This window comes from Nocardioides sp., from assembly GCF_041393715.1.
Classification (GTDB): domain Bacteria; phylum Actinomycetota; class Actinomycetes; order Propionibacteriales; family Nocardioidaceae; genus Nocardioides.
The window spans coordinates 81,229-105,043 of the sequence record NZ_JAWKJQ010000012.1; the positions used below are offsets into that span (position 1 = coordinate 81,229).

At 71.5% G+C, this 23,815-nt stretch carries 23 protein-coding genes and 1 pseudogene; 6 read left to right on the plus strand and 18 right to left on the minus strand.

The genetic code is table 11. The annotated features are described in order from the left end of the window. Window positions 1–36: 36 nt before the first annotated feature. The 3 genes from lipB to R2740_RS16810 all read left to right on the plus strand — a co-directional run bounded on the left by lipB (window position 37) and on the right by R2740_RS16810 (window position 2,565). Window positions 37–774: a lipoyl(octanoyl) transferase LipB gene (gene lipB / locus R2740_RS16800; protein WP_371303844.1), complete on the plus strand. Its 738-nt coding sequence runs from the start codon at window positions 37–39 to the stop codon at window positions 772–774. A gap of 113 nt (window positions 775–887) precedes the next feature. After that, complete coding sequence (gene lipA, locus R2740_RS16805; protein ID WP_371303877.1) at window positions 888–1,796, plus strand: lipoyl synthase; 909 nt, start codon at window positions 888–890, stop codon at window positions 1,794–1,796. Window positions 1,797–1,854: 58 nt separating this feature from the next. After that, window positions 1,855–2,565: a DUF4191 domain-containing protein gene (locus R2740_RS16810; RefSeq protein WP_371303845.1), complete on the plus strand. Its 711-nt coding sequence runs from the start codon at window positions 1,855–1,857 to the stop codon at window positions 2,563–2,565. A gap of 18 nt (window positions 2,566–2,583) precedes the next feature. Here the strand turns inward: R2740_RS16810 and R2740_RS16815 are convergent, their stop codons facing one another. Then, window positions 2,584–3,375 (minus strand): hypothetical protein, encoded by a 792-nt coding sequence (locus R2740_RS16815; RefSeq protein ID WP_371303846.1) that lies wholly within the window; start codon window positions 3,373–3,375, stop codon window positions 2,584–2,586. 81 nt (window positions 3,376–3,456) lie between these two features. Beyond that, window positions 3,457–3,849, minus strand: a complete 393-nt coding sequence (locus R2740_RS16820; RefSeq protein WP_371303847.1) for an RDD family protein — start codon at window positions 3,847–3,849, stop codon at window positions 3,457–3,459. Window positions 3,850–4,089: 240 nt separating this feature from the next. Here R2740_RS16820 and glnA point away from each other — a divergent pair, with 240 nt between their 5' ends. Beyond that, entirely contained in the window at window positions 4,090–5,508 is a 1,419-nt protein-coding gene (glnA, locus tag R2740_RS16825; RefSeq protein ID WP_371303848.1) for a type I glutamate--ammonia ligase, read from the plus strand. A gap of 100 nt (window positions 5,509–5,608) precedes the next feature. Here glnA and R2740_RS16830 read toward each other — a convergent pair whose 3' ends face one another. Next, window positions 5,609–6,478 (minus strand): class I fructose-bisphosphate aldolase, encoded by an 870-nt coding sequence (locus R2740_RS16830; RefSeq protein WP_371303849.1) that lies wholly within the window; start codon window positions 6,476–6,478, stop codon window positions 5,609–5,611. Between the two features lie 167 nt (window positions 6,479–6,645). Here R2740_RS16830 and R2740_RS16835 point away from each other — a divergent pair, with 167 nt between their 5' ends. Further along, entirely contained in the window at window positions 6,646–7,551 is a 906-nt protein-coding gene (locus tag R2740_RS16835; RefSeq protein ID WP_371303850.1) for a LysR family transcriptional regulator, read from the plus strand. Between the two features lie 5 nt (window positions 7,552–7,556). Here R2740_RS16835 and R2740_RS16840 read toward each other — a convergent pair whose 3' ends face one another. The 15 genes and pseudogenes from R2740_RS16840 to R2740_RS16910 all read right to left on the minus strand — a co-directional run bounded on the left by R2740_RS16840 (window position 7,557) and on the right by R2740_RS16910 (window position 22,612). Continuing rightward, on the minus strand, window positions 7,557–8,567 hold the full coding sequence (locus tag R2740_RS16840; RefSeq protein WP_371303878.1) for a Nudix family hydrolase: 1,011 nt from the start codon (window positions 8,565–8,567) through the stop codon (window positions 7,557–7,559). Window positions 8,568–8,782: 215 nt separating this feature from the next. Next, window positions 8,783–9,073: a 4a-hydroxytetrahydrobiopterin dehydratase gene (locus R2740_RS16845; protein ID WP_371303851.1), complete on the minus strand. Its 291-nt coding sequence runs from the start codon at window positions 9,071–9,073 to the stop codon at window positions 8,783–8,785. Window positions 9,074–9,157: 84 nt separating this feature from the next. Continuing rightward, window positions 9,158–9,481 (minus strand): BMC domain-containing protein, encoded by a 324-nt coding sequence (locus tag R2740_RS16850; RefSeq protein ID WP_371303852.1) that lies wholly within the window; start codon window positions 9,479–9,481, stop codon window positions 9,158–9,160. 80 nt (window positions 9,482–9,561) lie between these two features. Further along, window positions 9,562–9,822 carry a carboxysome peptide B gene (locus R2740_RS16855; RefSeq protein WP_371303853.1) on the minus strand — a complete coding sequence of 87 codons (261 nt, stop codon included), beginning with the start codon at window positions 9,820–9,822 and terminating at the stop codon, window positions 9,562–9,564. Then, window positions 9,819–10,118 (minus strand): carboxysome peptide A, encoded by a 300-nt coding sequence (locus tag R2740_RS16860; RefSeq protein WP_371303854.1) that lies wholly within the window; start codon window positions 10,116–10,118, stop codon window positions 9,819–9,821. Before R2740_RS16860 ends, R2740_RS16855 begins: the two co-directional genes overlap by 4 nt. Continuing rightward, window positions 10,115–11,683 (minus strand): carboxysome shell carbonic anhydrase, encoded by a 1,569-nt coding sequence (locus tag R2740_RS16865; RefSeq protein WP_371303855.1) that lies wholly within the window; start codon window positions 11,681–11,683, stop codon window positions 10,115–10,117. The genes R2740_RS16860 and R2740_RS16865 overlap by 4 nt, the downstream gene beginning before the upstream one ends. Beyond that, window positions 11,628–12,686, minus strand: a complete 1,059-nt coding sequence (locus R2740_RS16870; RefSeq protein WP_371303856.1) for a CsoS2 family carboxysome shell protein — start codon at window positions 12,684–12,686, stop codon at window positions 11,628–11,630. The genes R2740_RS16865 and R2740_RS16870 overlap by 56 nt, the downstream gene beginning before the upstream one ends. A 49-nt stretch (window positions 12,687–12,735) precedes the next feature. Further along, a pseudogene (locus tag R2740_RS16875) lies at window positions 12,736–12,846 on the minus strand (CsoS2 family carboxysome shell protein); the annotation flags it as partial. A 661-nt stretch (window positions 12,847–13,507) separates the two neighbouring features. Further along, window positions 13,508–13,840: a ribulose bisphosphate carboxylase small subunit gene (locus R2740_RS16880; RefSeq protein WP_371303857.1), complete on the minus strand. Its 333-nt coding sequence runs from the start codon at window positions 13,838–13,840 to the stop codon at window positions 13,508–13,510. A 50-nt stretch (window positions 13,841–13,890) separates the two neighbouring features. Further along, entirely contained in the window at window positions 13,891–15,306 is a 1,416-nt protein-coding gene (locus R2740_RS16885) for a form I ribulose bisphosphate carboxylase large subunit (RefSeq protein ID WP_371303858.1), read from the minus strand. Between the two features lie 197 nt (window positions 15,307–15,503). Next, complete coding sequence (locus R2740_RS16890; RefSeq protein ID WP_371303859.1) at window positions 15,504–15,845, minus strand: P-II family nitrogen regulator; 342 nt, start codon at window positions 15,843–15,845, stop codon at window positions 15,504–15,506. A gap of 52 nt (window positions 15,846–15,897) precedes the next feature. Next, window positions 15,898–19,038, minus strand: coding sequence for a DUF2309 domain-containing protein (locus R2740_RS16895; protein WP_371303860.1), 3,141 nt, complete (start codon window positions 19,036–19,038; stop codon window positions 15,898–15,900). Next, complete coding sequence (locus R2740_RS16900) at window positions 19,035–19,802, minus strand: hypothetical protein (protein WP_371303861.1); 768 nt, start codon at window positions 19,800–19,802, stop codon at window positions 19,035–19,037. Before R2740_RS16900 ends, R2740_RS16895 begins: the two co-directional genes overlap by 4 nt. A gap of 4 nt (window positions 19,803–19,806) precedes the next feature. Then, window positions 19,807–21,480: a proton-conducting transporter membrane subunit gene (locus R2740_RS16905; protein ID WP_371303862.1), complete on the minus strand. Its 1,674-nt coding sequence runs from the start codon at window positions 21,478–21,480 to the stop codon at window positions 19,807–19,809. Window positions 21,481–21,676: 196 nt separating this feature from the next. Beyond that, complete coding sequence (locus tag R2740_RS16910) at window positions 21,677–22,612, minus strand: LysR family transcriptional regulator (protein ID WP_371303863.1); 936 nt, start codon at window positions 22,610–22,612, stop codon at window positions 21,677–21,679. 83 nt (window positions 22,613–22,695) lie between these two features. On the opposite strand from R2740_RS16910, the gene R2740_RS16915 reads away from it, so the two are divergent. Then, window positions 22,696–23,802 (plus strand): class 1 fructose-bisphosphatase, encoded by a 1,107-nt coding sequence (locus tag R2740_RS16915; RefSeq protein WP_371303864.1) that lies wholly within the window; start codon window positions 22,696–22,698, stop codon window positions 23,800–23,802. Window positions 23,803–23,815 lie beyond the last annotated feature (13 nt).

Sequence of the window (23,815 nt, forward strand, 5' to 3'; positions counted from 1 at the left end):
CATCCACAGGCACACCCGCGGAGTAGTCTCGACCGGGTGACGACCCCGGAGTTCGACGAGCTCGGCGAGCAGCCCCTCGACTACCTCGAGGCCTGGGACCTCCAGCGAGCCGTGCACGCCCAGGTCGTCGCCGGTGACCGTCCCGGCACCGTGCTGCTGCTCGAGCACCCGCCCGTGTTCACCGCCGGCAAGAGCACCGAGCGGCACGAGCGCCCCGTCGACGCGGGCGGCGCCCCCGTCATCGATGTCGACCGCGGCGGCAAGATCACCTTCCACGGACCGGGCCAGCTGGTCGGCTACCCGATCGTCCGGCTGCCCGACCACGTCAAGGTGGTCGACTTCGTGCGCCGACTCGAGGAGGCGCTGATCGGCGTGTGCGCCGACCTCGGGGTGACCACCGCTCGCGTTCCCGGCCGCTCCGGCGTCTGGCTGGCGGCCGACGGCCGGGGCCCGGAGCGCAAGATCGCCGCCATCGGGATCCGGGTGTCTCGCGGAGTGACCATGCACGGCTTCGCCCTCAACTGCGACGTCGACCTCGGGTGGTACGACCGCTTCGTCCCCTGTGGCATCGACGACGCCGGGGTCACCTCCCTGTCCGCCGAGCTCGATCGCGACGTCACCGTCGCCGAGGTGCTGCCGCTGGTGCGGGCCCGACTGGCGACGTACCTCGCCTGGGAGCCCTACGCCGCCACGCCTGACTACCAGCCGCGTCCCGACCCGAGCCGGCGTCACCGCCCTCCGGCGGTTCCCCGGGTCCCGTTGGTCACCCCGTAGACTCGAGGATCGTGACCACGACCCCGACCGACACCTCCACGGGCACCTCCCCGGGCACCTCGATCAGCGCGGCCCCCGCCCCGGCCGCGCCCGTCAGCGCGGATGGTCGCCGGCTGCTGCGGGTCGAGGCGCGCAACGCCGAGACACCCATCGAGCGCAAGCCCGAGTGGATCAAGACCCGCGCACGGATGGGCCCGGAGTACCAGTCGCTCCAGCAGCTGGTGAAGAGCGAGGGGTTGCACACGGTCTGCCAGGAGGCGGGCTGCCCCAACATCTACGAGTGCTGGGAGGACCGCGAGGCGACGTTCCTGATCGGTGGCGACCAGTGCACCCGGCGCTGCGACTTCTGCCAGATCGACACCGGCAAGCCGCAGCCGCTGGACCGCGACGAGCCGCGTCGGGTGGCGGAGAGCGTGCAGACGATGGGGCTGCGCTACGCCACCATCACCGGCGTCGCGCGCGACGACCTGCCCGACGGCGGCGCCTGGCTGTACGCCGAGACGGTCCGCGCGATCCACGAGCTCAACCCCGGCACCGGGGTGGAGAACCTCATCCCCGACTTCAACGGCGACCCCGACCTGCTGGCGCAGGTCTTCGACTCCCGCCCCGAGGTGCTGGCGCACAACGTGGAGACCGTGCCGCGGATCTTCAAGCGGATCCGCCCGGCGTTCCGCTACGACCGGTCCCTTGACGTGCTCACCCGGGCCCGGGCGGCCGGGCTGGTGACGAAGTCCAACCTGATCCTGGGCATGGGCGAGACCCGCGAGGAGATCTCCCAGGCGCTGGTCGACCTGCACGCCGCCGGCTGTGAGCTCGTCACCGTCACCCAGTACCTCCGCCCCTCGGTGCGGCACCACCCGGTCGACCGGTGGGTCCGGCCCGAGGAGTTCGTGGAGCTGGCAGCCGAGGCGGAGGAGATCGGCTTCGCCGGGGTCCTCTCCGGCCCGCTCGTCCGTTCGTCGTACCGCGCCGGACGCCTGTACCGTCAGGCGATGGAGGCGCGCAGCCAGCCGTCCACCTGACCCTCGGGTCACCGCAGCACCCCAGCAGTCCACCCACGCACCACGAAGGCACCCACGCATGTCGACACCCGCGCCGGAGAAGACGGGCCGGATCAAGCAGTTCGTCCAGGCCTACCAGTACGCCTCGAAGACCGACAAGCGGCTGGGTCTGTGGACCATCGGCTCGTTCGTGGTCGGCGCCGCGGTCGGCGTTCTCCTGTTCTGGCTGCTGCCGCCGCGCGACATGACCGTGTTCAAGATCATCGTGCTGGTGCTCGGCGCCCTCGCCATCGGCGGTCTGGCCGCGGTGGTCGTCTTCAGCCGGCGCGCCGAGAAGGCCGCGTTCGAGCAGATGGAGGGCAAGCCGGGAGCGGCCCTCGCCGCGCTCAGCGTCCTCAAGCGCGGCTGGCGCACCGACCAGATGGTGGCGGTCAACAAGAACAGCGACCTGGTGCACCGGGTCATCGGTCCTCCCGGGATCGTGCTCATCGGCGAGGGCAACGTCAACCGCCTGCGCCCGCTGATGAACCAGGAGCGCCGCAAGCACGAGCGGGTCGACTCCGAGGTGCCGGTGCACGAGCTGGTCGTCGGCAACGGCGAGGGCCAGGTCGGCCTGCGTCAGCTCAGCAAGACCGTGCGCAAGCTGCCCAAGGCGATCAAGCCGGCGCAGATGACCGACGTGATCAACCGGCTCAAGGCCATGGACGCGACCCGGCCCAAGGTGCCGCTGCCCAAGGGTCCGGTGCCCACCAGCATGAAGGGGCTGCGCGGCAACCTGCGCGGCCGCTGAGCCCCGGCTGCGGGGCGGTCAGCCGCCCAGCGAGGACATGTCCTGGAACTTCTTCGGTGGCTTGATCGTGACCTTCTCGCCGAAGTTCGACAGCCCGATCGTCACCTGGTCGCCCTCGACGGTCCCGACGATCTGGACCACCCGGCCCTGGTCGTCCAACCACAGCTCGGCGTCCTTCATGTCGCCCTTGCCCTTGATGGCGTAGTGCCGGGCCTTGACGCCGTCGAGGTCGTCCTCCCCGAGGAACGTGGCCGAGACGATGTCCTTGTCGTTGACGAAGCCGCCACCCGGGTTGGAGGTCGTCTCCTCCTGGTCCAGGTTGAAGGGCACCTGGCCCTTCTGCGGGCTGCCCATCTTGAGGTAGGGGTCTCCCGAGTTCGGGTCGCCGAGGTAGAGCTCGTCGTTGACGAGGATCATCTCGACGGTCTGGGCGTCGGCGCTGATGATCATCCGCATCGCCGGGTGCTTCTTGTCGGCGGCGTCGATGTCGGCGTCCATCTTGACCGGCTTGCCCTCGGCGGTGCCCGCCAGCGTCATGTGCATGGTGGTGTAGTTGGCCTCGGAGCCGCTGAGCAGCGCCGCGAACTCCTTGCCGCTCAGGGTGTCGCCGGTGGCGACGTCGCCACCGCTGTCGGTGGCCTTCTCCGAGGGGGTCGAGGCGTCGTCGGACGGGCTGGTCGAGGAGGTGCCGGTCTCGCTGCTGGTGGCCTTCGTGTCGCCTCCCGAGCCGGCACACGACACGAGGGCCAGCGCCAGCAGCGGGGTCGCGGTGGCCACCGCCAGCCGGCGGAACAGAGTGGTACGTCGCATCGTGCCGAGTCCTTCCAGGTCAGGTCGGCTCATGGTAGGCGTCCGGCGGTGCCGCCGGGCGCCGAAACACTCACGATCGGGTCACGAAGTGACGGCGCGCCGCACGGGCACGGTGACCGAGCCGACGGCCAGGTCGTGCAGCCCTCGCCCGTCCGGGCGGAACACCAGCGGCGGGACGACCAGGGCGATCAGCACGCTGCGGCCGAGCGCTCCGAGCAGGCTCACCGGTCGCGGGTCCCCGTTCATCCGGACGACCCGCAACCCGGTCAGCAGCTGGCCGAACGACCCCTTGGCCAGCGCGGTCAGCAGCCCGCTCTCGACGACGTACACGGCAAGGACGGCGACGCCCGACAGCCGGGACGTGGCGTACCAGTCCAGGCCGCCCACGGCGATGACCACCAGCGTGGAGGCGGCCCAGTCGACCACCAGCGCCAGCACGCGGCGCGGCCAGGAGGCGGTCTCGACATCGGGCACGCACGTCAGCCTAGGAGACGCCGCCCCCGCGGGCGGGTGCGGGCGTCCCCCGCCGAAGCCGGGGCTCGTCCTCCGGACCGGCTGTTACGTCGGTGAAACAAACCGGATACGGTCGAGAAACTGCCCCTTCCTAGGGTCGGGGCAGCCGACCCAACGTCGCGTCGGATCACCACGCCCCAACAGATTCATGGCCCCCGATTCACGTGCCGGCTGCGCCGAGCGCGCAGCCAAGGAGGACGAATGTTCGCAAACAGCGAAGAGCTGCTGAAGTTCATCAAGGACGAGGGCGTCGAGATGGTCGACGTCCGCTTCTGCGACCTGCCCGGCATCATGCAGCACTTCACCGTGCCGGTGTCGTCGTTCGACCAGTCGGTCTTCGACGACGGGCTCGGCTTCGACGGCTCCTCCATCCGCGGCTTCCAGGCCATCAACGAGTCCGACATGGCGCTGTTCCCGGACCCGACCACGGCCTACGTCGACCCGTTCCGCACCAGCAAGACGCTGAACGTCAACTTCTTCATCCACGACCCGATCACCGGCGAGGCCTACTCCCGCGACCCGCGCAACATCGCGAAGAAGGCGCTTGCCTACCTGGAGAGCACCGGCATCGCGGACACCGCGTTCTTCGCCCCGGAGGCGGAGTTCTACATCTTCGACAACGTCCGCTACTCCACCGACGTCAACGAGGGCTACTACCACATCGACTCCGTCGAGGGCTGGTGGAACTCCGGCAAGGAGGGCGAGAACCTCGGCTACAAGACCCGCCTCAAGGGCGGCTACTTCCCGGTGGAGCCCTACGACCACTACAGCGACCTGCGGGCCGACATGGTCAAGAACCTCGAGGCCTGCGGCCTCCAGGTGGAGCGGGCCCACCACGAGGTCGGCACCGCGGGCCAGGCGGAGATCAACTACAAGTTCGACACGCTGCTCAAGGCCGCCGACGACGTGATGAAGTTCAAGTACCTCATCAAGAACACGGCGTGGACCGCCGGCAAGTCGGTCACCTTCATGCCGAAGCCGATCTTCGGCGACAACGGCTCCGGCATGCACGTGCACCAGTCGCTGTGGAAGGACGGCTCGCCGCTGTTCTACGACGAGACCGGCTACGGCGGCCTGTCCGACATGGCCCGCTGGTACATCGGCGGCATCCTGAAGCACGCCCCGGCGGTGCTGGCGTTCACCAACCCGACGGTGAACTCCTACCACCGGCTGGTGCCGGGCTTCGAGGCCCCCATCTCCCTCGTCTACTCCTCGCGCAACCGCTCGGCCTCGGTGCGGATCCCGATCACCGGCGCCAACCCGAAGGCGAAGCGGATCGAGACCCGGTTCCCCGACCCGTCGGCCAACCCCTACCTCGCCTTCTCGGCACTGATGCTGGCCGGCCTCGACGGCGTCCAGAACAAGATCGAGCCGGCCGAGCCGATCGACAAGGACATCTACGAGCTCCCGCCGGACGAGATGGCCGAGATCGACCAGGTTCCGACCTCGCTCGGCGCGGTCCTCGAGGCGCTGGAGGCCGACCACGACTTCCTGACCGTGGGCAACGTCTTCACCCCCGACCTGATCGAGACCTGGGTCGACTACAAGCGCACCTCCGAGATCGCTCCCGTGCAGCTGCGCCCGCACCCGCACGAGTTCGAGCTCTACTACGACATCTGAGCGCCAACCGTCTCTACGCAGGGGCCTCTGACCCGCGACAACGCGGCGTCGGAGGCCCCTTCGTCACTCCCCCGCGACGCCGGGCGCCCGACCGCCGCGCTCAGACCTGCAGGGCTGCCGCCGCTCGGCGACTGGCGCTGGTGAGCGCCTCCTGCACCGCCGCCCGGTCCGCGGACCCGGCCTCCGGGCCGCCAGGTGTGGGCGGCAGTGCCTCGATGATCGCGCGCGTGAAGGCGAAGCCGAGTCGCCAGGGCACGGCGCGGTGGCGGGCCTCGCGGGCGATGGCGGTCAGCCGCTCACAGGCTGAGTCCAGTGACTGTCCCCCGCTGAGGAAGAACACCCCCGGAACGTCCTCCGGCACGTGCCGCCCCAGCAGCTCCAGCGTGTCGGAGGAGACCTGCTCCGTGGTGCTGGGCTCCGGCGACCGGGCCCCGGCGCTGACCATGTTGACGCGGAGGAAGAGCCTGCTCACGTCGACGCGATGGCCGGCCTCCTGGAAGAAGGTCCGCAGCGCGTTCCCGGCGACGGCGAACGCGACCGCCCGCGAGTGGCCCCCGAGGTCGGGGATCGCCACCGTGACCAGCGGGGTGACGCCGCGCTCCACGGCCCGGCTCGCACCGGCGACGAGGTGTTCGACGTCGATGGCGGGCTGGCCGCTGGCCGTCTCGGCGGGACGCAGGTTGGCGCGGAACTCGATCAGGTCCGGGCCGGCGTCGATCAGTCCGTCGAGGTCCCGCGAGGGGTCGGTGGCCGGTCGATCGCGTACGCCGATCATCAGCCCCGCGGTCCCACCGACGCCCGGAACGTCGTCCACCACGACCGTCGAGATGGCCGACGACAGATCCTCGGCCGACAGCGCCGCAGCGACGAGCGCGTCGAAGTCGATCGAGCCACCGACCGCCGCGCGCGCGTACTCATCCAGGACCAACAGGCCGCGGGTACCCTCCACCAGCTGATCGTTCACACTCATCTCACATCCCCTTTCCTGAGCCTCATGGGAGCCATCCGGCGCCCATGCCGAACCGGCCTCGGACCTCTCAGCTCTCGTCGCCCCCCACAGGGCGGGCGGACCCGCCGACACCCGCGAAGATCCGGCGGGCGTCGGCGGCAGCGGGTGCGCGTCACTAGACTGGGGCGGTGGGCGAGACACCGGTGACGTGGTCGAGGATGCGCACCTTCGCCGCCGTCGCACGCACCGGAAGCATCCGCGAGGCCGCGGCCCAGCTGCACATCACCGATCCGGCCGTCTCGATGGCCATGGCCAGCATCGAGCGGCAGCTGCAGACGAAGCTGACCACCAAGTCCGGCCGCGGCATCGTCCTGACCGAGGCCGGTCGCGTCTACGCCGGCTACTGCCGACAGGTGCTGGGACTGCTCGAGGAGTCGGAGGCCGCGGTGCGGCGCGCGGGTCTGGGGCGCCTGCGGCTGGGTGCGGTGGGCACCGCGAGCGAGTACGTCGTCCCGGCACTGTTGGCGCGGTTCCGCGAGCGCCACCCGGGGGTCGAGCTGTCGTTGAGCGTGCAGCCGCGCGACGAGCTGTTCGCCTCGATCCGCGACCACGAGCTCGATGTCGTCTTCGGCGGACGGCCCCCGCGTGGCTCCGGGCTGACGATCCGGGCGACCCGCGCCAACAGGCTGATCGTGGTGGCGGCGCCCGGCGGCGAGGAGTCGCCGTGGGACTCCACGTGGCTGCTGCGCGGCCCGGGCTCGGGCACCCTCCACACCACCCTGTCGCTCTTCGACCAGCTGCAGATGAGCCCCGCGACCCTCACGCTCGGCTCGCTGGGTGCGGTGCTTGCCGGGGCGAAGGCCGGTCTGGGAGTCAACCTGGTCCATGCCGATGCCGTCGTGCAGGACCTGGCCCAGGGACTGCTCGTCGAGGTGCCCCTCTCCCGCACGCCGATCAACCGCCCCTGGCACCTGGTCACCGGAGCCAAGCCGCTGAGGGCCGCCTCGCTGTTCGTCGAGAGCTGTGCCGACGAGTCCCTGGGCGACCTGGCGTTCACGCTCCCGGGTCGCTCCGGGAGCCGGTCGTCGCGGTGAGTGCCTCACAGCGTCCCCAGGTCCACGACGACACCGGCGGCACCCGAGGCGCGCGCCGTCACCAGGTCGGTGGGGCGCAGTCCGCCGGCGGCGTAGACCGGTAGCGGCGCCGCCCCGGCCAGCCGCGCCAGGCCCTCCCAGCCGAGGACCCCGGCATGCGGACGCTCGGGCGTCGGGAGAACCGGCGTGGCGAGGGCGAGCTCGGCACCCAGGCGGTGCGCCCGGGTGAGCTGCTCCGCATCGCGGACGGACGCGGCCCACAGGGTCGCGGGCGGCCGGTGCATGGCTCCGTCGAGGGAACGGGTGTCGCTGTGGACACCCTCGGCACCGGCCCTGCTCGCCTCCAGGGCGCTGCCCGACAGCAGCAGCCGCACCTGGGTCCCCCGACACACCTCGTTCAGGCGCCGAGCCAGCTGGACCCGCTGTCCGGGACCGAGTCCGGGCGCACACACCAGCAGCATCCGGAGGCCTCGGCCGGCCTGGACGGCGACCCGCGTCAGGAGGTCGTCGACGTCCAGGCCGTGGCGCCCGATCTCGGCCACCGCGATGACCTCGGGCAGCCCGAGGGCCTGCATCGCTCGCTCGTTGCTCGGCAGCAAGGGGCCGAACCGCGGGCCGGCCGGGTCGACCCAGGCGACCGGCTGACCCTCACGACCGCTCGGCTGGCCGGACCACCTGGTCACGTGGAACCAGTGCAGGCGCACCCGCTTGGTCACGAAGTCGTGGTCATAGACCCGCCACGGCGCGAGCTCGTCGACGCCGATGCCGACCTCCTCCGCCAGCTCGCGAGCGGCCGCCTCGGCGGGTGTCTCACCGGGCTCGATCTTCCCGCCGGGCAGCTCCCAGAGCCCTTCGCCCTCGGTGCCGGGCCGCCTCCGCGCGAGCAGCACGCTGCCGTCGTCCGCCCTCACCACACCCACCGCCACCTGGACGACGGGCCGGCCACCCGACCGCGGGCCTCGGCCCTCGGTCCGGAGCGCGCCGTGCCGACGGGCAGTCATCACGGCCGGAGCCATCAGTCCGGCCACACCCGGCGGGGGCCGCTGCCGGGGTGGCGTCGAGCTCCCCGCCGTGGTCTGCCGGTCGGCCGGCACCGACGTCGTGGCCGCAGGCTTCTTGGTTCCCGACCTCCGGGCCGCGGTCTTCGTGGCCGCGGCCTTCGTGGCGGCCGTCCGCGTCGGGGTGGTCGAGCCCTGGCGCGCACGGCTGGCCGCGCGACGCTCGGCAGCCACTAGCCCACTCCCGCCAACCCGAGCCGGTCAGCCCCGAGCTCGTCGGCCCGGGCGGCGTACTCCCGGGTCTCGGACCCGATGCCCTCCTCGGGCGGGCCGGGCACCGTGACGTTGACATAGGTGCGCGCGAAGCTGAGGTCCGGGTAGAGCCCCGTCTCCTTCGACAGCTCCGCCAACCGCTCCAGGAAGGCGCGGGTGTCGGCGTAGGTGGGGAACTCGAAACGACGATGCAGGCCGGCAGGTCGTGCGACCTCGGTCCAGCCCGGCACCTCGCGGGTGTCGATGCTCATCTGGGTCTCCTTCGAGATGGGACGCCGCTCGCGGTGAGCGAGCGCCGGGAAGGCCGGCCGCCGCGGTGGACCGCCGGGTGACGGTCAGCTGGCGGCCTCGCTGAGGTCGCCCTCACCGGCCGGCAGGATCTGCTCGACCTCGGTGTGCGGCCGGGCGATGATGTGCGCCGCGGCCAGACCGTCGCCCACCCGCTCGCAGGCGTCGGCACCGGCGCGGACGGCGGCGTTGACCGCACCCGTCTCACCGCGCACCAGGACGGTGACGTAGCCGCCGCCGACGAACTGGCGTCCGATGAGGCGCACCTCCGACGCCTTCGTCATCGCGTCGGCGGCCTCGATCGCCGGGACCAGGCCGCGGGTCTCGATCATGCCGAGGGCGATCCCGAACTTCTCGTCATTTCTGGGCATTGGATTTCCTTCCATGTGGGTGAACCTGGGGGATGAGAGTCGTGTGAAGGGGACGCGTACGGCGGCCGGGCGTCGTGGGCTCAGGCGCGCCAGTGCTCCTCGCTCCAGTGGTCGATGATTCCGCCGATCGTCAGGTCGGTGGCGATGGCGTAGTCGCCGGCGGCATACCGCGCCGCCGAGGTCTCGATGGTGATCACGAAGTCACCGGTCTTGGCGCCGACCGGGTCGAGGGCGACGGTCAGGTGCCCGGAGCCGTCCTCGACCACGCGGAGCGACTTGTCCCGCAACCCGGGGACCCGCTCGGTGGCGACGAGGTCGCTGCGCACCCGCTGGATGTTCATGACGCTGCCTCCGCGCCACCGGACGTCCCGGCGTCGTCGGTCGGGTCGTCCTCCTCCCAGTAGTCGATGATGCCGACGATGGTGAGGTCGCTGGGGTACTCCTTGCTGCCGGCGGCGTCGCGGGCCGCCGAGCTGCCGACGGCGATGACCCAGTCGCCGGGCTTGCACCCGACGGGGTCGACGGCCACCTGCTTGCTCGACGAGGCGCGTTCCTGGACCACCAGCAGCCGGTGCCGGTCGAGGTTGCCGATGCGCGCGGTGGCGACGAGGGTGCCCTCGACGCGGAAGACCTTCATCGGTCCGCCTCCTTCGCGATGGGGTCGGGGTCGACGGGCTCGAGCCGAGAGCCGGTCAGCGCCCGGACCACGCCCTGGACGGCCGGCCCGCCGGTGCACTCGTCGGTCCGGTAGCGGTCCTCGACGGCACGGACGAGCCGGCGGGTCCGCGCCTCGGCCCTGGCGCGCGCGCCGGGGATCCGGTCGTCGTAGGCGACATGGACGAGGACGGGGACGGCGAGGCCGCGCGGCGCGTGCGAGCGTCGCAGGATGCGCATCCCGACGTCGAGGTCGTCCGCGCCCTCCTCCAGCGTGGTCATCTGCGCCTGGAAGGCGAGGTTGCGGAGCTGGACGTCGTCGATGGCGTCCCCTGCGACGACGAGCCGCTCTCCGTGCCCCGCGTCGGCGTAGGTGCCACCGCGGCTGCGGACGGCCTCCACCTGGCCGATGTTGTTCTTCAGCAGGTAGCCGCACAGCCAGCGGATGCCCTCGGTGGCCTCGTCGTCGGCGTCGACCCCCATGGCGCCGGCAACGACGGTGCGGATGTGCGCCTTGGCGGCTTCGCGAGCCATCCCCGCGGTCTGGTCGTAGAGATCGGCGCTCGAGACGAACCGGTGGAGGTCGGTGCGGCCCGCCGCGTCGGGCACGTGGACCCGGATGGCGTCGGTGTCGGTGTCGACGCCCACGAGCAGGACGGCGACCGCCGCCCCGCCGCCGTGGGTGCGCTCGACGGCGGCCCGGAAGTCCTGGAGCAGGCCGAGCAGCTCGGTGGCGGCCCGGGTGTCGTCGCTGCCGTGCGCGGCGCAGCCCTCGTGCTGCGGGTCGACGCTGCTCACGTGGTAGACGCCGATCTTGAGGTAGCGCGTCGGGGCCGAGGCGGCGTTGGGGACACCCTCGCGCCAGCGGCGCAGCTCGACGGCCTCCCACTGGTGCACCGCGGCCTCGACGTCGAACATCGAGCCGGCGTAGGAGTCGCGCGAGACGACGACCGCCGGCGGCACCCGCAGGATGTAGTCGACGAGACCGCCGAGGCGGCCGTCGGCGCACGCGGTGATGTCGACGGCGTGGAACCCGAAGCGCTGGATCAGCTCCTCGGCGTCCTCGCCCTCCTCCATCCGGGCGTGCGAGCGGTCGACCTCGTCCTCGGCGAGGTTGCAGAAGGTGCCCAGGACGCACCGGGCGTGCACGAGGCCGAGGTCCAGCGGGCTGCTCCAGGTCGCCTCGAGCCGCTCGATCGGCACCGTGACGCCGAGGAAGCCGGCGATCTCCTGCTGCGCCCGCACAGCGAAGCCGTCGTCGAACTGGAGGGGCGCCAGCCGGCGGAGCACCGGCTCGATCCGATCGAACGCCGTGGTGATGTCGGCGGCGCGGCGAGTGAGCGCCGCCCCGAGGGCAGGCTCGCTGAGGGGTGGCCGCCCACGGCGGGAACGGAGGCGGTCGAGGCCGCAGCCGGGGCAGCGCCGGGCACCCGGGCAGCGGTCCTGCGCTCCCAGGGTGGGCGGACGCGCCCATCGGGCTGGAGAAGGGTCCTCATGCCCGCGCACCGCCGGACAGGGTGACCCGGACCGAGGCGTTGTCACCGACACCGGACTGGCCGGTGACCCGCTGGGGACGGGGGTGGGTGCTGGCCCGGTCGCTGAACGAGCGGGCGCCGGCCCAGCCCTGGCTGCCTCCGCCGCGCTCGCTGGGGTTGCGGCCGGAGGCGATGTGTCCCTCGGTGCCGGTGACCCGGCCGTGCGGCGTCCACGCCGAGCCGGTGACGGTGCGGCCCTCGACGCTGCCCTCGCCGGTGACCTGCGCGGGTGGGGCATCACGACGGGCTCGAGCCTGGAAGAGGAACTCGTTGTTGCCGGTGACCTTGCCCTCGCCGATGGCGAACGAGCCGGTGATCGGGCCGGCGTCGGTCCGGTCCTGCACCGGCTCCGGCCGCCCGCGACGGGCCAGGGCCCCGGGGAAGGCGCGGCCGCCCGACCATGGACCGTCCACGGCCTCGGCATCGCGCATCTCGTGGTGGTAGGCGCTGCCGGTGACCCGCTGGCTGCGGCCGCGCTCGGTGCCGGTGACGGCGTCGGCGTGGCTCGGCACGTCGCCGGTGACCGCGACTCCGGGTGCACGGGCCTCCCGACGGGTGGCCGCGGACTCCCCCTCGTCGGGCGCGCACCAGCCGACGCCGGTGCCCGGGCCCTGGTACGGCGTCCCGGTGACGGGTCGGCACACACCGGGCTCGTCACCGGTGACCGTGGTGCGGTGCTCGACATCGGGGCCGGTGACGCGCTGGCCGCCCCAGGTCTGGGACTCGGTCACCTTGCGGCCGGTCACGGCGTCACGACGTCCGGTCGGCTCGGCTGCGGTGTCGTCCACGGCGGGCGACGAGATCGCGCCCTGGTACTGGTCTCCGGTGACCGAGCGAGCCGCCCCGGCCTCGTTGCCGGTGACGCGGTCGCTGCGGCCGACCGCGGTCCCGCTGACGGGGTGGCCGCCGGCCGAGGCCTCGAACCCGGTGCCGCCCGGCTGTCGGCGCCGCCCGGCGTGGGCGGAGGCACCGTGCGGCACGCCCTGCTCGGGAACTGCGCGGACCCGGCCTGCCACCGGAGCGAGGTGTGAGGTCGTCGTCCAGCTTCTGGTCGGCCGAGCCGGTGATCGGCAGATGCTCGCCGGGCTCGTCGCCGGTGATCGGCGTGGCGTTGCGCACGGCGGTCCCGGAGACGACGAGCCCGCCGCGGGTGCGCGCCAGGCCCACCTTCGGCCCGGCCGGCGGCGCCCCGAGGCAGCGTCGGCAGGGAGGTACTGCGAGCCCGAGACGGGCAGGCCGCGCCCACGCTCGTCACCGGTGACCTGCGGACCCGAGCCGATCCGGACCCGGTGACCTGACCGCCGCCCTGCGTGCCCGACGCGGTGACCTTGGCGGCGTACTCGACGCGGCCCTGGGGCTCCGGACCGCTGGCGCCCGACCCGATCGGGTCGGTGGTCTCGTCAGCGGGGCGGGTCGCGGCGCTGCCGTCCAGGCCGCGCTTGCCCTGGGACAGCTGGCGGCGACGCTGCATCGACAGCAGCCGGCCGACGTGGGCGTCCGCGACCGCGCCACCCGAGGCACGCGGCGGCGCCGGGTCGCCGCCGACCGGTTCGGACGGCATCGACAGCTGCCGGCGACGTGGGCGCCGGCGGCTCCGGCGTGGTCCGGGGCGGACCGGCATCGGGCGCTGGGCGCCGCCCCGGGCAAGGGGCGCGTCGGGCAGGTCGGCGGCGCGGGCGCCGGTGCGGACCCGCTCACTGGCCGGGCCGAGGGCGCTCCGGCCGGCGGACAGGGCGCGACGTCGCGCCACCGCGGCCGCGCGACCGCCTCCGGCAGGGTCACGATGCCCCGCCGACGCAGCCGGATCTGCGGCCTGGACCGCGTTCGCGCCCATGGGTCAGCGCGCTCCCGCGCGGTGGACGATGAACGCGGTGCCCTGCGACTGGGTGTAGTTGTCGTAGGCGATGAAGCGCACGTGGTGCCCCGGGTTCGCGCGGTGGCACGCCTCGAGCTCGGCGAGCACGTTGTCCACCGACTGCTCGCCGAAGAGCGGCAGCTTCCAGAGGTACCAGAAGTGCGACCCGGCCTTCTCCGGCTCGGTGTGCTCGACGGCCGGGTTCCATCCCTGCGCGATGACATAGGCGATCTGCTGACGCATCCGCTCGGGCGTCATCGGCGGGAGGTAGGAGAAGGTCTCTCCGCGGGTCTTGGTGGGTCCGTAGGCTTCCATGGTCAGTCCTCCTGGGGCTGTCGTGCGAAGGGGCGATGGCCGGCGCGGCGTCAGCCGAGGTCGAGCTTGTCGACGGTGTCGAACTCGAACTTGATCTCTTTCCAGGTCTCCATGGCGATGGCGAGCTCGGGGCTGTGCTTGGCGGCCTCGGTGAGGATGTCGCGGCCCTCCTTCTCGACCGCGCGGCCCTGGTTGCGGGCCTCGACGCAGGCCTCCAGCGCGACCCGGTTGGCGTGGGCGCCGGCGGCGTTGCCCCAGGGGTGTCCGAGGGTGCCGCCACCGAACTGCAGCACCGAGTCGTCACCGAAGATCGCGACCAGCGCGGGCATGTGCCACACGTGGATGCCGCCGGAGGCCACCGGCATCACGCCGGGCATGGCCCCCCAGTCCTGGTCGAAGAAGATGCCGCGCTTGCGGTTCTCGGGCACGAACTGCTCGCGCATCAGGTCCACCCAGCCGAGGGTGGCCTGCCGGTCCCCCTCCAGCTTGCCCACGACGGTGCCGGAGTGGAGGTGGTCGCCACCCGACAGCCGCAACGCCTTGGTGAGCACCCGGAAGTGGATGCCGTGCATCGGGTTGCGGTCGACGACGGCGTGCATCGCGCGGTGGATGTGCAGCAGCATCCCGTTCTCACGGCACCAGTTGGCGAGACCGGTGTTGGCCGTGAAGCCGGCCGTGAAGAAGTCGTGCATGATGATCGGCGCGCCCAGCTCCTTGGCGTACTCGGCGCGCTTGTACATCTCCTCGGGCGTGGCCGCGGTGACGTTGAGGTAGTGGCCCTTCACCTCGCCGGTCTCGGCCGCGGCCTTGTGCACGGCCTCCATGACGAACTCGAACCGGTGGTTCCAGCGCATGAACGGCTGGCTGTTGATGTTCTCGTCGTCCTTGGTGAAGTCGTTGCCGCCGCGGAGGACCTCGTAGACCGCCCGGCCGTAGTTCTTCGCCGACAGGCCGAGCTTGGGCTTGATCGTCGCGCCGAGCAGCGGGCGGCCGTACTTGTTGAGACGGTCGCGCTCGACCTGGATGCCGTTGGGCGGGCCCCCGCAGGTCATCGTGTAGGCACGCGGGAAGCGGATGTCCTCCAGGCGCAGGCTGCGCACGGCCTTGAAGCCGAAGACGTTGCCGACCAGGGAGGTGAGGACGTTGACGATCGAGCCCTCCTCGAAGAGGTCGATCGGGTAGGCGATGAAGGCGAAGAACGCGCTCTCGTCGCCGGGGACCTGCTCGATGCGGTAGGCCCGGCCCTTGTAGTAGTCGAGGTCGGTGAGCAGGTCGGTCCACACCGTGGTCCAGGTGCCGGTGGAGGACTCGGCGGCCACGGCGGCCGCCGCTTCCTCGCGCGGGACGCCGGCCTGCGGCACGACCTTGAAGACCGCCAGCAGGTCGGTGTCCAGCGGCACGTAGTCGGGGGTCCAGTAGGTCTTGGCGTAGTCCTTCACGCCCGCCTGGTAGGTCTTGTCTGCCACGCTCTCTCTCCTCGGCTAGCGTTCGACTCCCGGGTTCTCCCCGGGGGTTCGCAACGCGGAATCCGGCCAACGACCTCTCGGTCACTTCGTCGAGAGTAAGGAGGGCGAGTTCAGGCGTCTATTGAAACTTTGGTGCTGATCATTCAGCAATTGATGAGGTCTTCACCGGCGCTGACGCCGCCGCGGGTCGCGGGCGGTCAGCCCTGGAACTTCACCATCCGCATCACCTGGATGTCGGACACGAAGACCACGCCCGAGTGCCGACCCAGGAAGGGCGCGAAGCCGCCGAGGATCGGCTGCACCAGCGGCTCGGGAACGGCGGCGATGATCATGATCAGCAGCGCGTCGTCGTTGAACATCAGGTGGCCTTGGTGGAACCCGTGGGCCCCCTTGCCGGAGAGGTTCTCGACGATGGTGTAGCCCTTGACCCCCGCGTGGTCGAGCAGGTCGGTCACGAACTCGCGATGCTCGCCCTCGACGACGATCTCCAGCTTCTTCAGAGCGCCCAGCTCGATCTCGTCCATGTCGGTCCTCTCCATCGTGGTTGTCCTCAGCCGTCCTCGCCCGCGCGGAGGACGCTCGGCCGGTGCGTCACTGGGTCTCGAGCCGCTCGCGGGTGTGCCATTCGCCGTCGTCGTACGCGTGCACCGAGGCGGTGGTCGGGTCGACCACCAGCAGCCTGATCCACTCGTTGGCCACCAGCTGCCGCGCCGAGGGTACGGCGTCCACGGCCGCCCGCGCGTGCTCGAAGGGGGCCTCGATCACCGTGATCAGCCGGACCGGCTCGTGATAGGGCTCGCCCTCCTTGAGCACCGTCTGCGCCGGAAGCCCGGTGCGCAGGTCGCTCACGTTGCCGCTCATCACGCCGAAGCGTCCGGAGACGTTGAGGTTGACCTTGCTGCCGCTGCCGTAGCAGTCGTTGTCGACCGTCGAGAAGTAGTGCTCCATGTTGATCCACTGCGCGACCACCAGAGGGCCGGTCAGGATGTTGACCAGCACTCGCTGTCTGGGGTCCAGCGTGTAGTCGTAGGAGTGCATGAACGCCCGGCCCTCCAGGTCGGCATGGCGCGTCAGGTCCCGCGTGCCGATCACGAAGTAGGCGTTGCGGGCCAGGCCCCACTCGGGGCGCACCTGCGACCAGTCCGTCGAGTTGCGGTGGGCGCGCGCCGGAGCGCTGCTCCGCGAGGAGTCGTCGAACTCCAGGCCGAGGGTCGGGATGCGCTCCTGCGTCGAGAGCCGCGACGCGGCCGTGAGGCCGGTCCGCAGCCGGTCGATGTAGACCAGGTGGGCCGGCGGGATGAGCTCCAGGTCCAGGAGCTCGACGTCATCGGTGGTGGTGTTGTGCAGCGCCGGCAGGAACCAGGTGTCGTCGGGAATGTCGATCCCCTGATCCCGCAGCCGTCGCCGGACCTGAGGCTTGTTGGCCATCTGGGCCAGCACGCGGGCGTTGACCAACCCGTGGTTGCCGCCGCAGGCGCCGCAGTCCAGCGCGGACTCGTAGGGGTTGTTGGCCGACGTACTGCCGTGTCCGACGAGGAGCACGAAGCGGGAGAAGTTCTGCACCAGGCCGATCGAGCGCAGCGCGGTCCCCGCGTAGTTCACCTGCTCGTCGAGGCTGAAGCCGATCCGGCCGAGGCGCTCGAGCTGACGCTGGGCGAAGGAGGTGTTGATCTCGTAGTCGGTCTGCAGCCGCGCCACGAAGGCGCGCAGCTCCTGGTCGTCGAGCCCCAGCCGCTCGCGGCACAGCGTCAGGTCGGTCTCGTGCTCGAGCGCCGCTTCGCGCAGGTCTCGGATCATCGCGTCGGTGACCGACTCCGGGTCCACCTCGAGCTCCTGCTCGACGGCCCGGACGATGACGCCCCGTTGCACCGCTCGGACCAGGGAGTCCGCCTGCGCCCGGTCGAGCTTGTCGAGCAGCAGGTGGGTGCGCGGCCGGTGCGGCTCCAGCCGCCGTCGCCACTGCCCGTAGCGGCGGGGGGCCAGCGTCTTGCCGACCATGTCGAAGCCGAACAGCAGGCCGATGGCCTCGACGGTGACGAACGGCGAGAGCACGGAGTCCTTCAGCTCGTGCACGGCCTCACCCAGCACCGAGATGACCGGCTCGTCACCCAGCCCGGTGGCCGAGATCTCCAGCACCAGGTTCTGCGGTGTCACGATCACCGGGGAGAGGTGGGTCTCGCTGCCGGTGCCGAGCTCCATGAAGCTCACCGGAACCCCGAAGAAGCCGGCGATGCCGAACGTGTGGTACTCCCCCACGCTCTCGAGATGGCGTCGCAGCCGCTCGGAGCGGGTGTCGATGCAGAAGAGGGCCTGGGCGAACGGGCGCTGCTCGTCCGGGCCGCGCTTGCTCAGCGTCAGGCCGTCCAGCAAGCGCGCGGTGGCCCGGCTCTCCATGGCCTGCAACCACACCTCGCCCTCACGCTCCTCGCAGAGACGCAAGGACCCGAGCAGCGAGTCCACCTCGCCGGCCTCGAGGGTGGCGAGCCGCTCCTGTTGGCCCAGCGAACGGGCCAGCCCCTCGAGGCGAGCCGTCATCCGGGCGGCCTCCTGCTGCCGCTTGGCGCGGGCATAGTCGGCGAACACCGCGGCGACCTCGGCGGGTCGCGACCGGGCCACGGCCCGTTCGACCCGCCCGGCCAGGGCCGGCAGCAGCTGGCCGCCGAACAGCTCCCGTCGCAGGTAGAGCTCCTCCGGACGCTCCTCGATGGCCGCGGCCACGACGGGCCGGGCCATCACCTCGCGATGCGGGCTGGTGGCCAGCAGCCCGAGGGCCAGGGCCATCCGGATGGCGACCAGGTCGACCAGGTCGCCGGGGAACGCGCGGGCCCAGTGATAGCTCTTCGCGCTCGTCCTCCAGCGGATGAACCCGCTCCAGCCGTGCATCCGGGCCAGCTCTCGGGTGAAGTAGTCGATCCACTCGTCCTCGGGGATCTGCAGCTCCTCGAGGACGTGCAGGATCACGCCCTCGGGCGTCCGCGTCTGCGACAGGATGCTCCGCACCTGACGGGCATGCCGCTCGAGGGGGACGTTGTGCATGGTGAGCTCGCGCCAGGCGGTGAAGAAGCCTCGCTCGCGTCCCGGCATCGTCCACACCGACTGTCCTTCGTCGAAGAAGTCCAGGCAGCTCATGATGACCAGGGCATCCAGCTCCGCGCCGATCCTCGACCCGTACAGCGAGTCGACGGCTTCGTACGCCGTCCGGGCGCCCAGCAGTTCGCGGCGCAGACTCGCGCGCACCAGGTCGAGGGAGGGCGGCTCCGGGTCGATGGTGCCCCCGTCGAGCAGTGCCCGCACATCGGCGGGGGTGGCGATCGTGGCCCGCCACCTCCCGGCGGGCTCCGGACCGGTCAGCAGCTCGAGCCCCCAGCGCTCGAGGTCGACCCCCGCGATCGGGGCGGACCCGGCGAGCACGCGCCGGACCCCGGCGGCGAGGGCGTCGGGGTCGACCTCGCCCCGGGCCGACAGCGCTTGGTACTGACGGCGCTCCAGGTAGCCCCGCCCGTGGAACAGCGCGGAGCCCTGCGCCACCGCCTCGGTGAACGGCAGGTGCTCCAGGCCGTACAGGGGGTTGTGATGGATGAAGTTGCGCATCGGCCAGAAGAACGGGATCGGCTCCGCCGCGAGATGGACCATGGAGCGCACCCTCAGGCGCTCCCCCAGGTCGGCGCTCGGCATCGGATCGGTCTCGGCCGCCGACGCAGCGAGCGGACCTCGGCTCGACAGGTCACTCATGCGATCTCCCCGGAGAGGTAGATCCCGGCGACGAGCAGTCCGACCAGCGCCACGAGTGCGGCCCCGGCCACGACCCGAGGCACGTCGGTGACGGCGGCGTCAGGGTCGGGCGAGCCCACCACCAGTCCCTGCAGGAGGCGGAACCCGGCCCAGCTCCACACCAACGCCGCGGTCAGCACCGCCGCGACGACTGCAACGGAGGGTGCCGAGAGCAGCTCGCGCAGCAGCACGAAGAACGTCGGGAACACCGGAGTGGCCACGGCCGCGAGCACGCCGAGCGTGAGCAGGACCGACAGCCGCGGCATCACGACGCCGAGGCCGCCGTAGACATGCGTGTAGGCGGCGCCGAACCGCCGGTCGAGCGCTCCGGCGAGCAGCACGAGCAGGGCCAGCGGCGCCGCGACGGCCAGCACCGAGCCCCACGTCGACGGGTCGCCGTACGGCTCGGACCAGGCGGCGTCGGGGAGCAGCCACAGCAGGGACCACTGGGCCGTGGCCAGGAACCCGACCCAGGTGTAGACGTCGCGCACGGTGAGGATGCGGAAGGAGTAGAGCACGGCGCTGAGGACCGCCCACCACACCAGCCAGTCGGGCGGCGGACCGTCGGCCCGGGAGATCGCCAGCAGCCCGAGCTGGGGCCAGATCACGATCAGCACGGCGCGCGGCACGGCATGCCCCAGCAGCGCGTGGACACGGTTGAACACGAGGCTCAGCGGGAAGAGCGGCCAGAACAACCCGACCAGGATCAGGCTCTGCGTCGACATCGACTCACCCCCACCGCAGCCAGGTGTTGACGCGGGCCGAGGCCGACAGCAGGCCGCGGGTGAGCAGGGCATAGGCATCGGCGACGTAGAACTCGCGGGACAGCGCGGCATAGAAGCTCACCCGCCACCGAGAGACGGCGTTGCGCTCACTGGCCGCTCCGCGGGTGACGTAGTGCGCGCTGGCCCAGCCGGCGAGCCCGACGATGGCGACGACCACGAGCAGCACCATCAGCGTCTGCAGCCCGAGATGCGCCGCGTCGTAGAGCTGCGTGACCATGCCGTCCGGGTAGAGGAAGAGCGCGAAGGAGTGGCTGATCGCGGTGTAGCCGATCACGACCAGCGTGAAGGAGGTCACGATCACGATCCCGAGGCGCCAGGTGTTCTGCACGTGCATCCGGTAGGAGGAGACGACGAGCCGGGCGCCGGTCACCCAGCCGAAGAACAGCAGCACCACGGCGCCCTGCTGGGTGAACACCTCGGACGCGATCGCGGCGTGCGCCAGCCCGAGCACCGCCAGCGGCACGAGCGTCGTGGTGACCGCGATCACCAGCCAGGGATAGCGCTTGGTCTGGGGCTGCTTCTCGATCACGAAGGTGTACATGTCGTCCTTGGGCACCCCGTCGTGCCTGCGCGCCTCCCCGATCCCGCTACCCGAGTTGAGGAACAGCGTGCCCTTGAAGAGCCCGTGCGCGATCAGGTGGAAGATCGCCAGCGAGAAGGCCCCGACCCCGCACTCCATCGTCATGAAGCCCATCTGGCCCATGGTCGAGTAGCCCAGCGACTTCTTGACGTCGCTGCGGGTCAGCATCAGCGCCGAACCCGCCAGGGCGGTCACCAACCCGACCAGGAACACCCCGTGCAGCACCTGGTCGGTGTGCACGAACAACGGCGCGAACCGGTTGATCAGGAAGCCTCCGGCGTTGACGATCCCCGCATGCATCAACGCCGACACGGGCGTCGGACCCTCCATGGTGTAGGGCAGCCAGGTGTGCAGCAGGAACTGCGCCGACCGGGCGAAGGCCGCCAGCGCCACCAGGGCGGCGACGACCTCGACCAGCGGAAGGCCCCCGACCGTCTCGATGTCGGGCCGTTCCTGGACGAGCCGGAAGATCTCGGGGAGCGACCAGGTGCCATAGGCACGGTGCAGGAGCAGCGCCGCCAGCACCAGCGGCAGGTCACCGAAGCGGTAGGTGATGAAGGTTCGCAGCCCGTAGCGATGGGCCGACGTGCTGCGCAGGTCGTGGCTGAGCAGCAGGTAGAGCAGGACCCCGATGAGGTGCCAGGCCACCAGGAGCACCAACAGGTCTCCGGCGGTCACCATCACCAGCAGCGCGGCGACCATCAGGTCCAGGACGACGAAGAAGCGCACGTATCCGGACTCATCGGCCATGTAGCGCACCGAGTAGACGCGGACGAGCAGGCTGATCAGGGCGATGACGAACGCCATCAGGAGCCCCAACGGGTCGAAGAGCAGGCTCCCCCAGCGGCCGATCTCCTGCGTGCTCGACGGCGCGCCCCCGAGCTTGAGCCACAGCAGCACTCCGGCGAGCAGCAGCGTCGCGACGCCGGCACCGGTCGAGATGCGCACCACGCCTCGGCCGCGGGTGGGCCCCAGAACAACCATCAGCAACGCCGACAGGAGGGGGAGCACGGGCAGCGCCAGCACCAGCTTCTCCATGAAGCCCCTCACCTCGCCCGCGACGTCGACGTGACCCCGCGGGTTTCAAGCATGGTGCTGACTATGCACACCAACCGCAGACCCCGTCCATTGTGAGTTCCCGCCCTACTGATCAGCGTTCACTGATCAAACGCACCCGCGTCCCCACTGGTCGATCCGCCACGCCGAGGACTCCCTGAATCGATCGTGGCAGAGCCTACGCGGGGCCCTCCGCGGTGCCCGCCGTCAGGTCGGGCAGCAGCCGGCCGGCCTCGGAGAGCACGAAGTCCCACATGGCGCGGGTCGCCGGTGACACGGCCCGTCGGGCCATCCGCACCAGCATCCAGTGCCGGCGTACGGGTAGACCCTTGACGTCGAGAACGACCAGGCGACCGTCGTGGACCTCCGCCGCCACCGTGTGGGCCGAGATCAGGGCCAGCCCCAGCCCCGCCATCACCGCCTGCTTGATGGTCTCGTTCGACGCGATCACCATCTCGACGCGGGGCGCCCCCTCCAGACCGTCGAAGATCTCGTGGAGGAGCTGGCGTGTGCCCGACCCGGGCTCCCGGGCCAGGAACGGCTCCGCGGCCAGCTCCTTGCGGGAGATCCCGGGACGTCCGGCCGACGGGTGGTCGGGCGGCGCGATGACGACATAGGGATGGTCACCGAACTCGGCCTTCTCGACGTCCACCCGCTCCGGTGGCCGGCCCATGACGGCCAGGTCGACGTGGAAGCCCTCCACCAGCTCGAGCACCTCGCCGCGGTTGCCGATGCTGAGCTGGACGCGCACCTCGGGGTGGTCGCGCAGGAACGCCGCGATCACCTGGGGGGCGAAGTACTTGGCCGTGCTCACCACCCCCACGTGCACCGTCCCGGCCCGCGCGTGCCGCAGCTCGTCGAGCTCCTCCTCCGCCGCCTCGAGCTCGGCGGCGATGCACTCCCAGGCCCGGGTCAGGATGCGGCCGGCCTCGGTGAGCTCCTGTCCTCGGGGACCCCGTTCGAGCAGCGTCATGCCCACCCCGCGCTCCAGGGCCTTGAGCTGCTGGGCGATCGCCGGCCCGGTCAGGTGCAGGCTGTCCGCGGCGCGAGCCAGGGTGCCGGTCCGCGCCGTCTCCGCCAGGAACCGGAGCTGTCGCAGGGTGAGGTCGACCATGGCGCCCACCATACATTTTGTTTGGTCTGAGGTAAGCAGATTTAGCTATGATTTTCTCGCCGCGCCCGGCACACTCGCTGTGCATGAGGAGCGAGAGCCTGCCGCGTACGCCGGCCACCGAGCCGAGCGGCGTCAGCGCGGCGCCGCCGGCAGGCACTCCCCTGCGCGAGATCCTGAGCTCGTGGGCGGGCGCCGACGCCGACCGGCAGTCGGTGGCGGACACCGTCGAGCGCGTCGCCGGGGCGACCGTCCGCCTCGCCGCGCTGGTGGCGGGCGCCCCCCTCAACGCCGACGCGCTGCCCGACGTCGACCCCGAAGCCCGGGGCGGCGGCGACCAGGCGAAGCCGCTGGACCTGGCCGCCGAACGGATCCTGCTCGACTCCCTGCGGGGAGGCCTCGTCGCGGCCGTGGCGTCGGAGGAGAGCGAGGCGCCGATCACGATCGAGCCCGGCGCCGGCCTCGTGCTCACCACCGACCCGATCGACGGCTCGGGCAATATCGACATCAACGCGCCCATCGGCAGCATCTTCTCGGTCCTGCCGGTCGGCGAGCATGCGGCCGACCCGGCCGCGGCGCTGTTGCAGACCGGTCGCGCCCAGCTCGCCGCCGGGTTCACGGTCTACAGCGCGAGCACGATCCTCGTGCTCACCCTCGGGGAGCGCGTCGACGCCTACGCGCTCGACCCGGACAGCCAGGAGTACCGCCTGCTGAGCGCCGGGCTGCGCGCGCCGCAGGACTCCCAGGAGTACGCGATCAACGCGTCCAACAGCCGGCACTGGGCGCAGGGCATCCGCTCCTACATCGCCGACATGGTCGAGGGGGCGAGCGGTCCCCGCGAGCAGGACTTCAACATGCGATGGATCGGCGCGCTCGTCGCCGAGGCCTACCGCATCCTCCTGCGCGGCGGCATCTACCTCTACCCCGCCGACGTCCGCCCGGGCTACGAGCGCGGCCGCCTCCGGCTCGTCTACGAGGCCAACCCGATCGCGATGATCTTCGAGGCCGCCGGAGGCGCCGCGACCGACGGACTCGAGGCGATCCTCGACCTGGTGCCCACCGACCACCACCAGCGCACCGCCCTGGTGTTCGGCTCGGCGTCCAAGGTCGACCGGGTACGCCGCTACCTGTCGGAGACCCGGCCGCACGACACCTCACCGCTGTTCGGGACCCGCGGGCTGTTCCGCGACTAGCCGTGCCCACGTC

Coding starts and splice junctions, on each gene's coding strand:
- R2740_RS16810 (WP_371303845.1), top strand. CDS start 1,855: ATGTCGACACCCGCGCCGGAGAAGACGGGCCGGATCAAGCAGTTCGTC.
- R2740_RS16815 (WP_371303846.1), bottom strand. CDS start 3,375: ATGCGACGTACCACTCTGTTCCGCCGGCTGGCGGTGGCCACCGCGACC.
- glnA (WP_371303848.1), top strand. CDS start 4,090: ATGTTCGCAAACAGCGAAGAGCTGCTGAAGTTCATCAAGGACGAGGGC.
- R2740_RS16830 (WP_371303849.1), bottom strand. CDS start 6,478: ATGAGTGTGAACGATCAGCTGGTGGAGGGTACCCGCGGCCTGTTGGTC.
- R2740_RS16840 (WP_371303878.1), bottom strand. CDS start 8,567: ATGGCTCCGGCCGTGATGACTGCCCGTCGGCACGGCGCGCTCCGGACC.
- R2740_RS16845 (WP_371303851.1), bottom strand. CDS start 9,073: ATGAGCATCGACACCCGCGAGGTGCCGGGCTGGACCGAGGTCGCACGA.
- R2740_RS16850 (WP_371303852.1), bottom strand. CDS start 9,481: ATGCCCAGAAATGACGAGAAGTTCGGGATCGCCCTCGGCATGATCGAG.
- R2740_RS16855 (WP_371303853.1), bottom strand. CDS start 9,822: ATGAACATCCAGCGGGTGCGCAGCGACCTCGTCGCCACCGAGCGGGTC.
- R2740_RS16860 (WP_371303854.1), bottom strand. CDS start 10,118: ATGAAGGTCTTCCGCGTCGAGGGCACCCTCGTCGCCACCGCGCGCATC.
- R2740_RS16880 (WP_371303857.1), bottom strand. CDS start 13,840: ATGGAAGCCTACGGACCCACCAAGACCCGCGGAGAGACCTTCTCCTAC.
- R2740_RS16890 (WP_371303859.1), bottom strand. CDS start 15,845: ATGGAGAGGACCGACATGGACGAGATCGAGCTGGGCGCTCTGAAGAAG.
- R2740_RS16895 (WP_371303860.1), bottom strand. CDS start 19,038: ATGAGTGACCTGTCGAGCCGAGGTCCGCTCGCTGCGTCGGCGGCCGAG.
- R2740_RS16900 (WP_371303861.1), bottom strand. CDS start 19,802: ATGTCGACGCAGAGCCTGATCCTGGTCGGGTTGTTCTGGCCGCTCTTC.
- R2740_RS16905 (WP_371303862.1), bottom strand. CDS start 21,480: ATGGAGAAGCTGGTGCTGGCGCTGCCCGTGCTCCCCCTCCTGTCGGCG.
- R2740_RS16910 (WP_371303863.1), bottom strand. CDS start 22,612: ATGGTCGACCTCACCCTGCGACAGCTCCGGTTCCTGGCGGAGACGGCG.
- R2740_RS16915 (WP_371303864.1), top strand. CDS start 22,696: ATGAGGAGCGAGAGCCTGCCGCGTACGCCGGCCACCGAGCCGAGCGGC.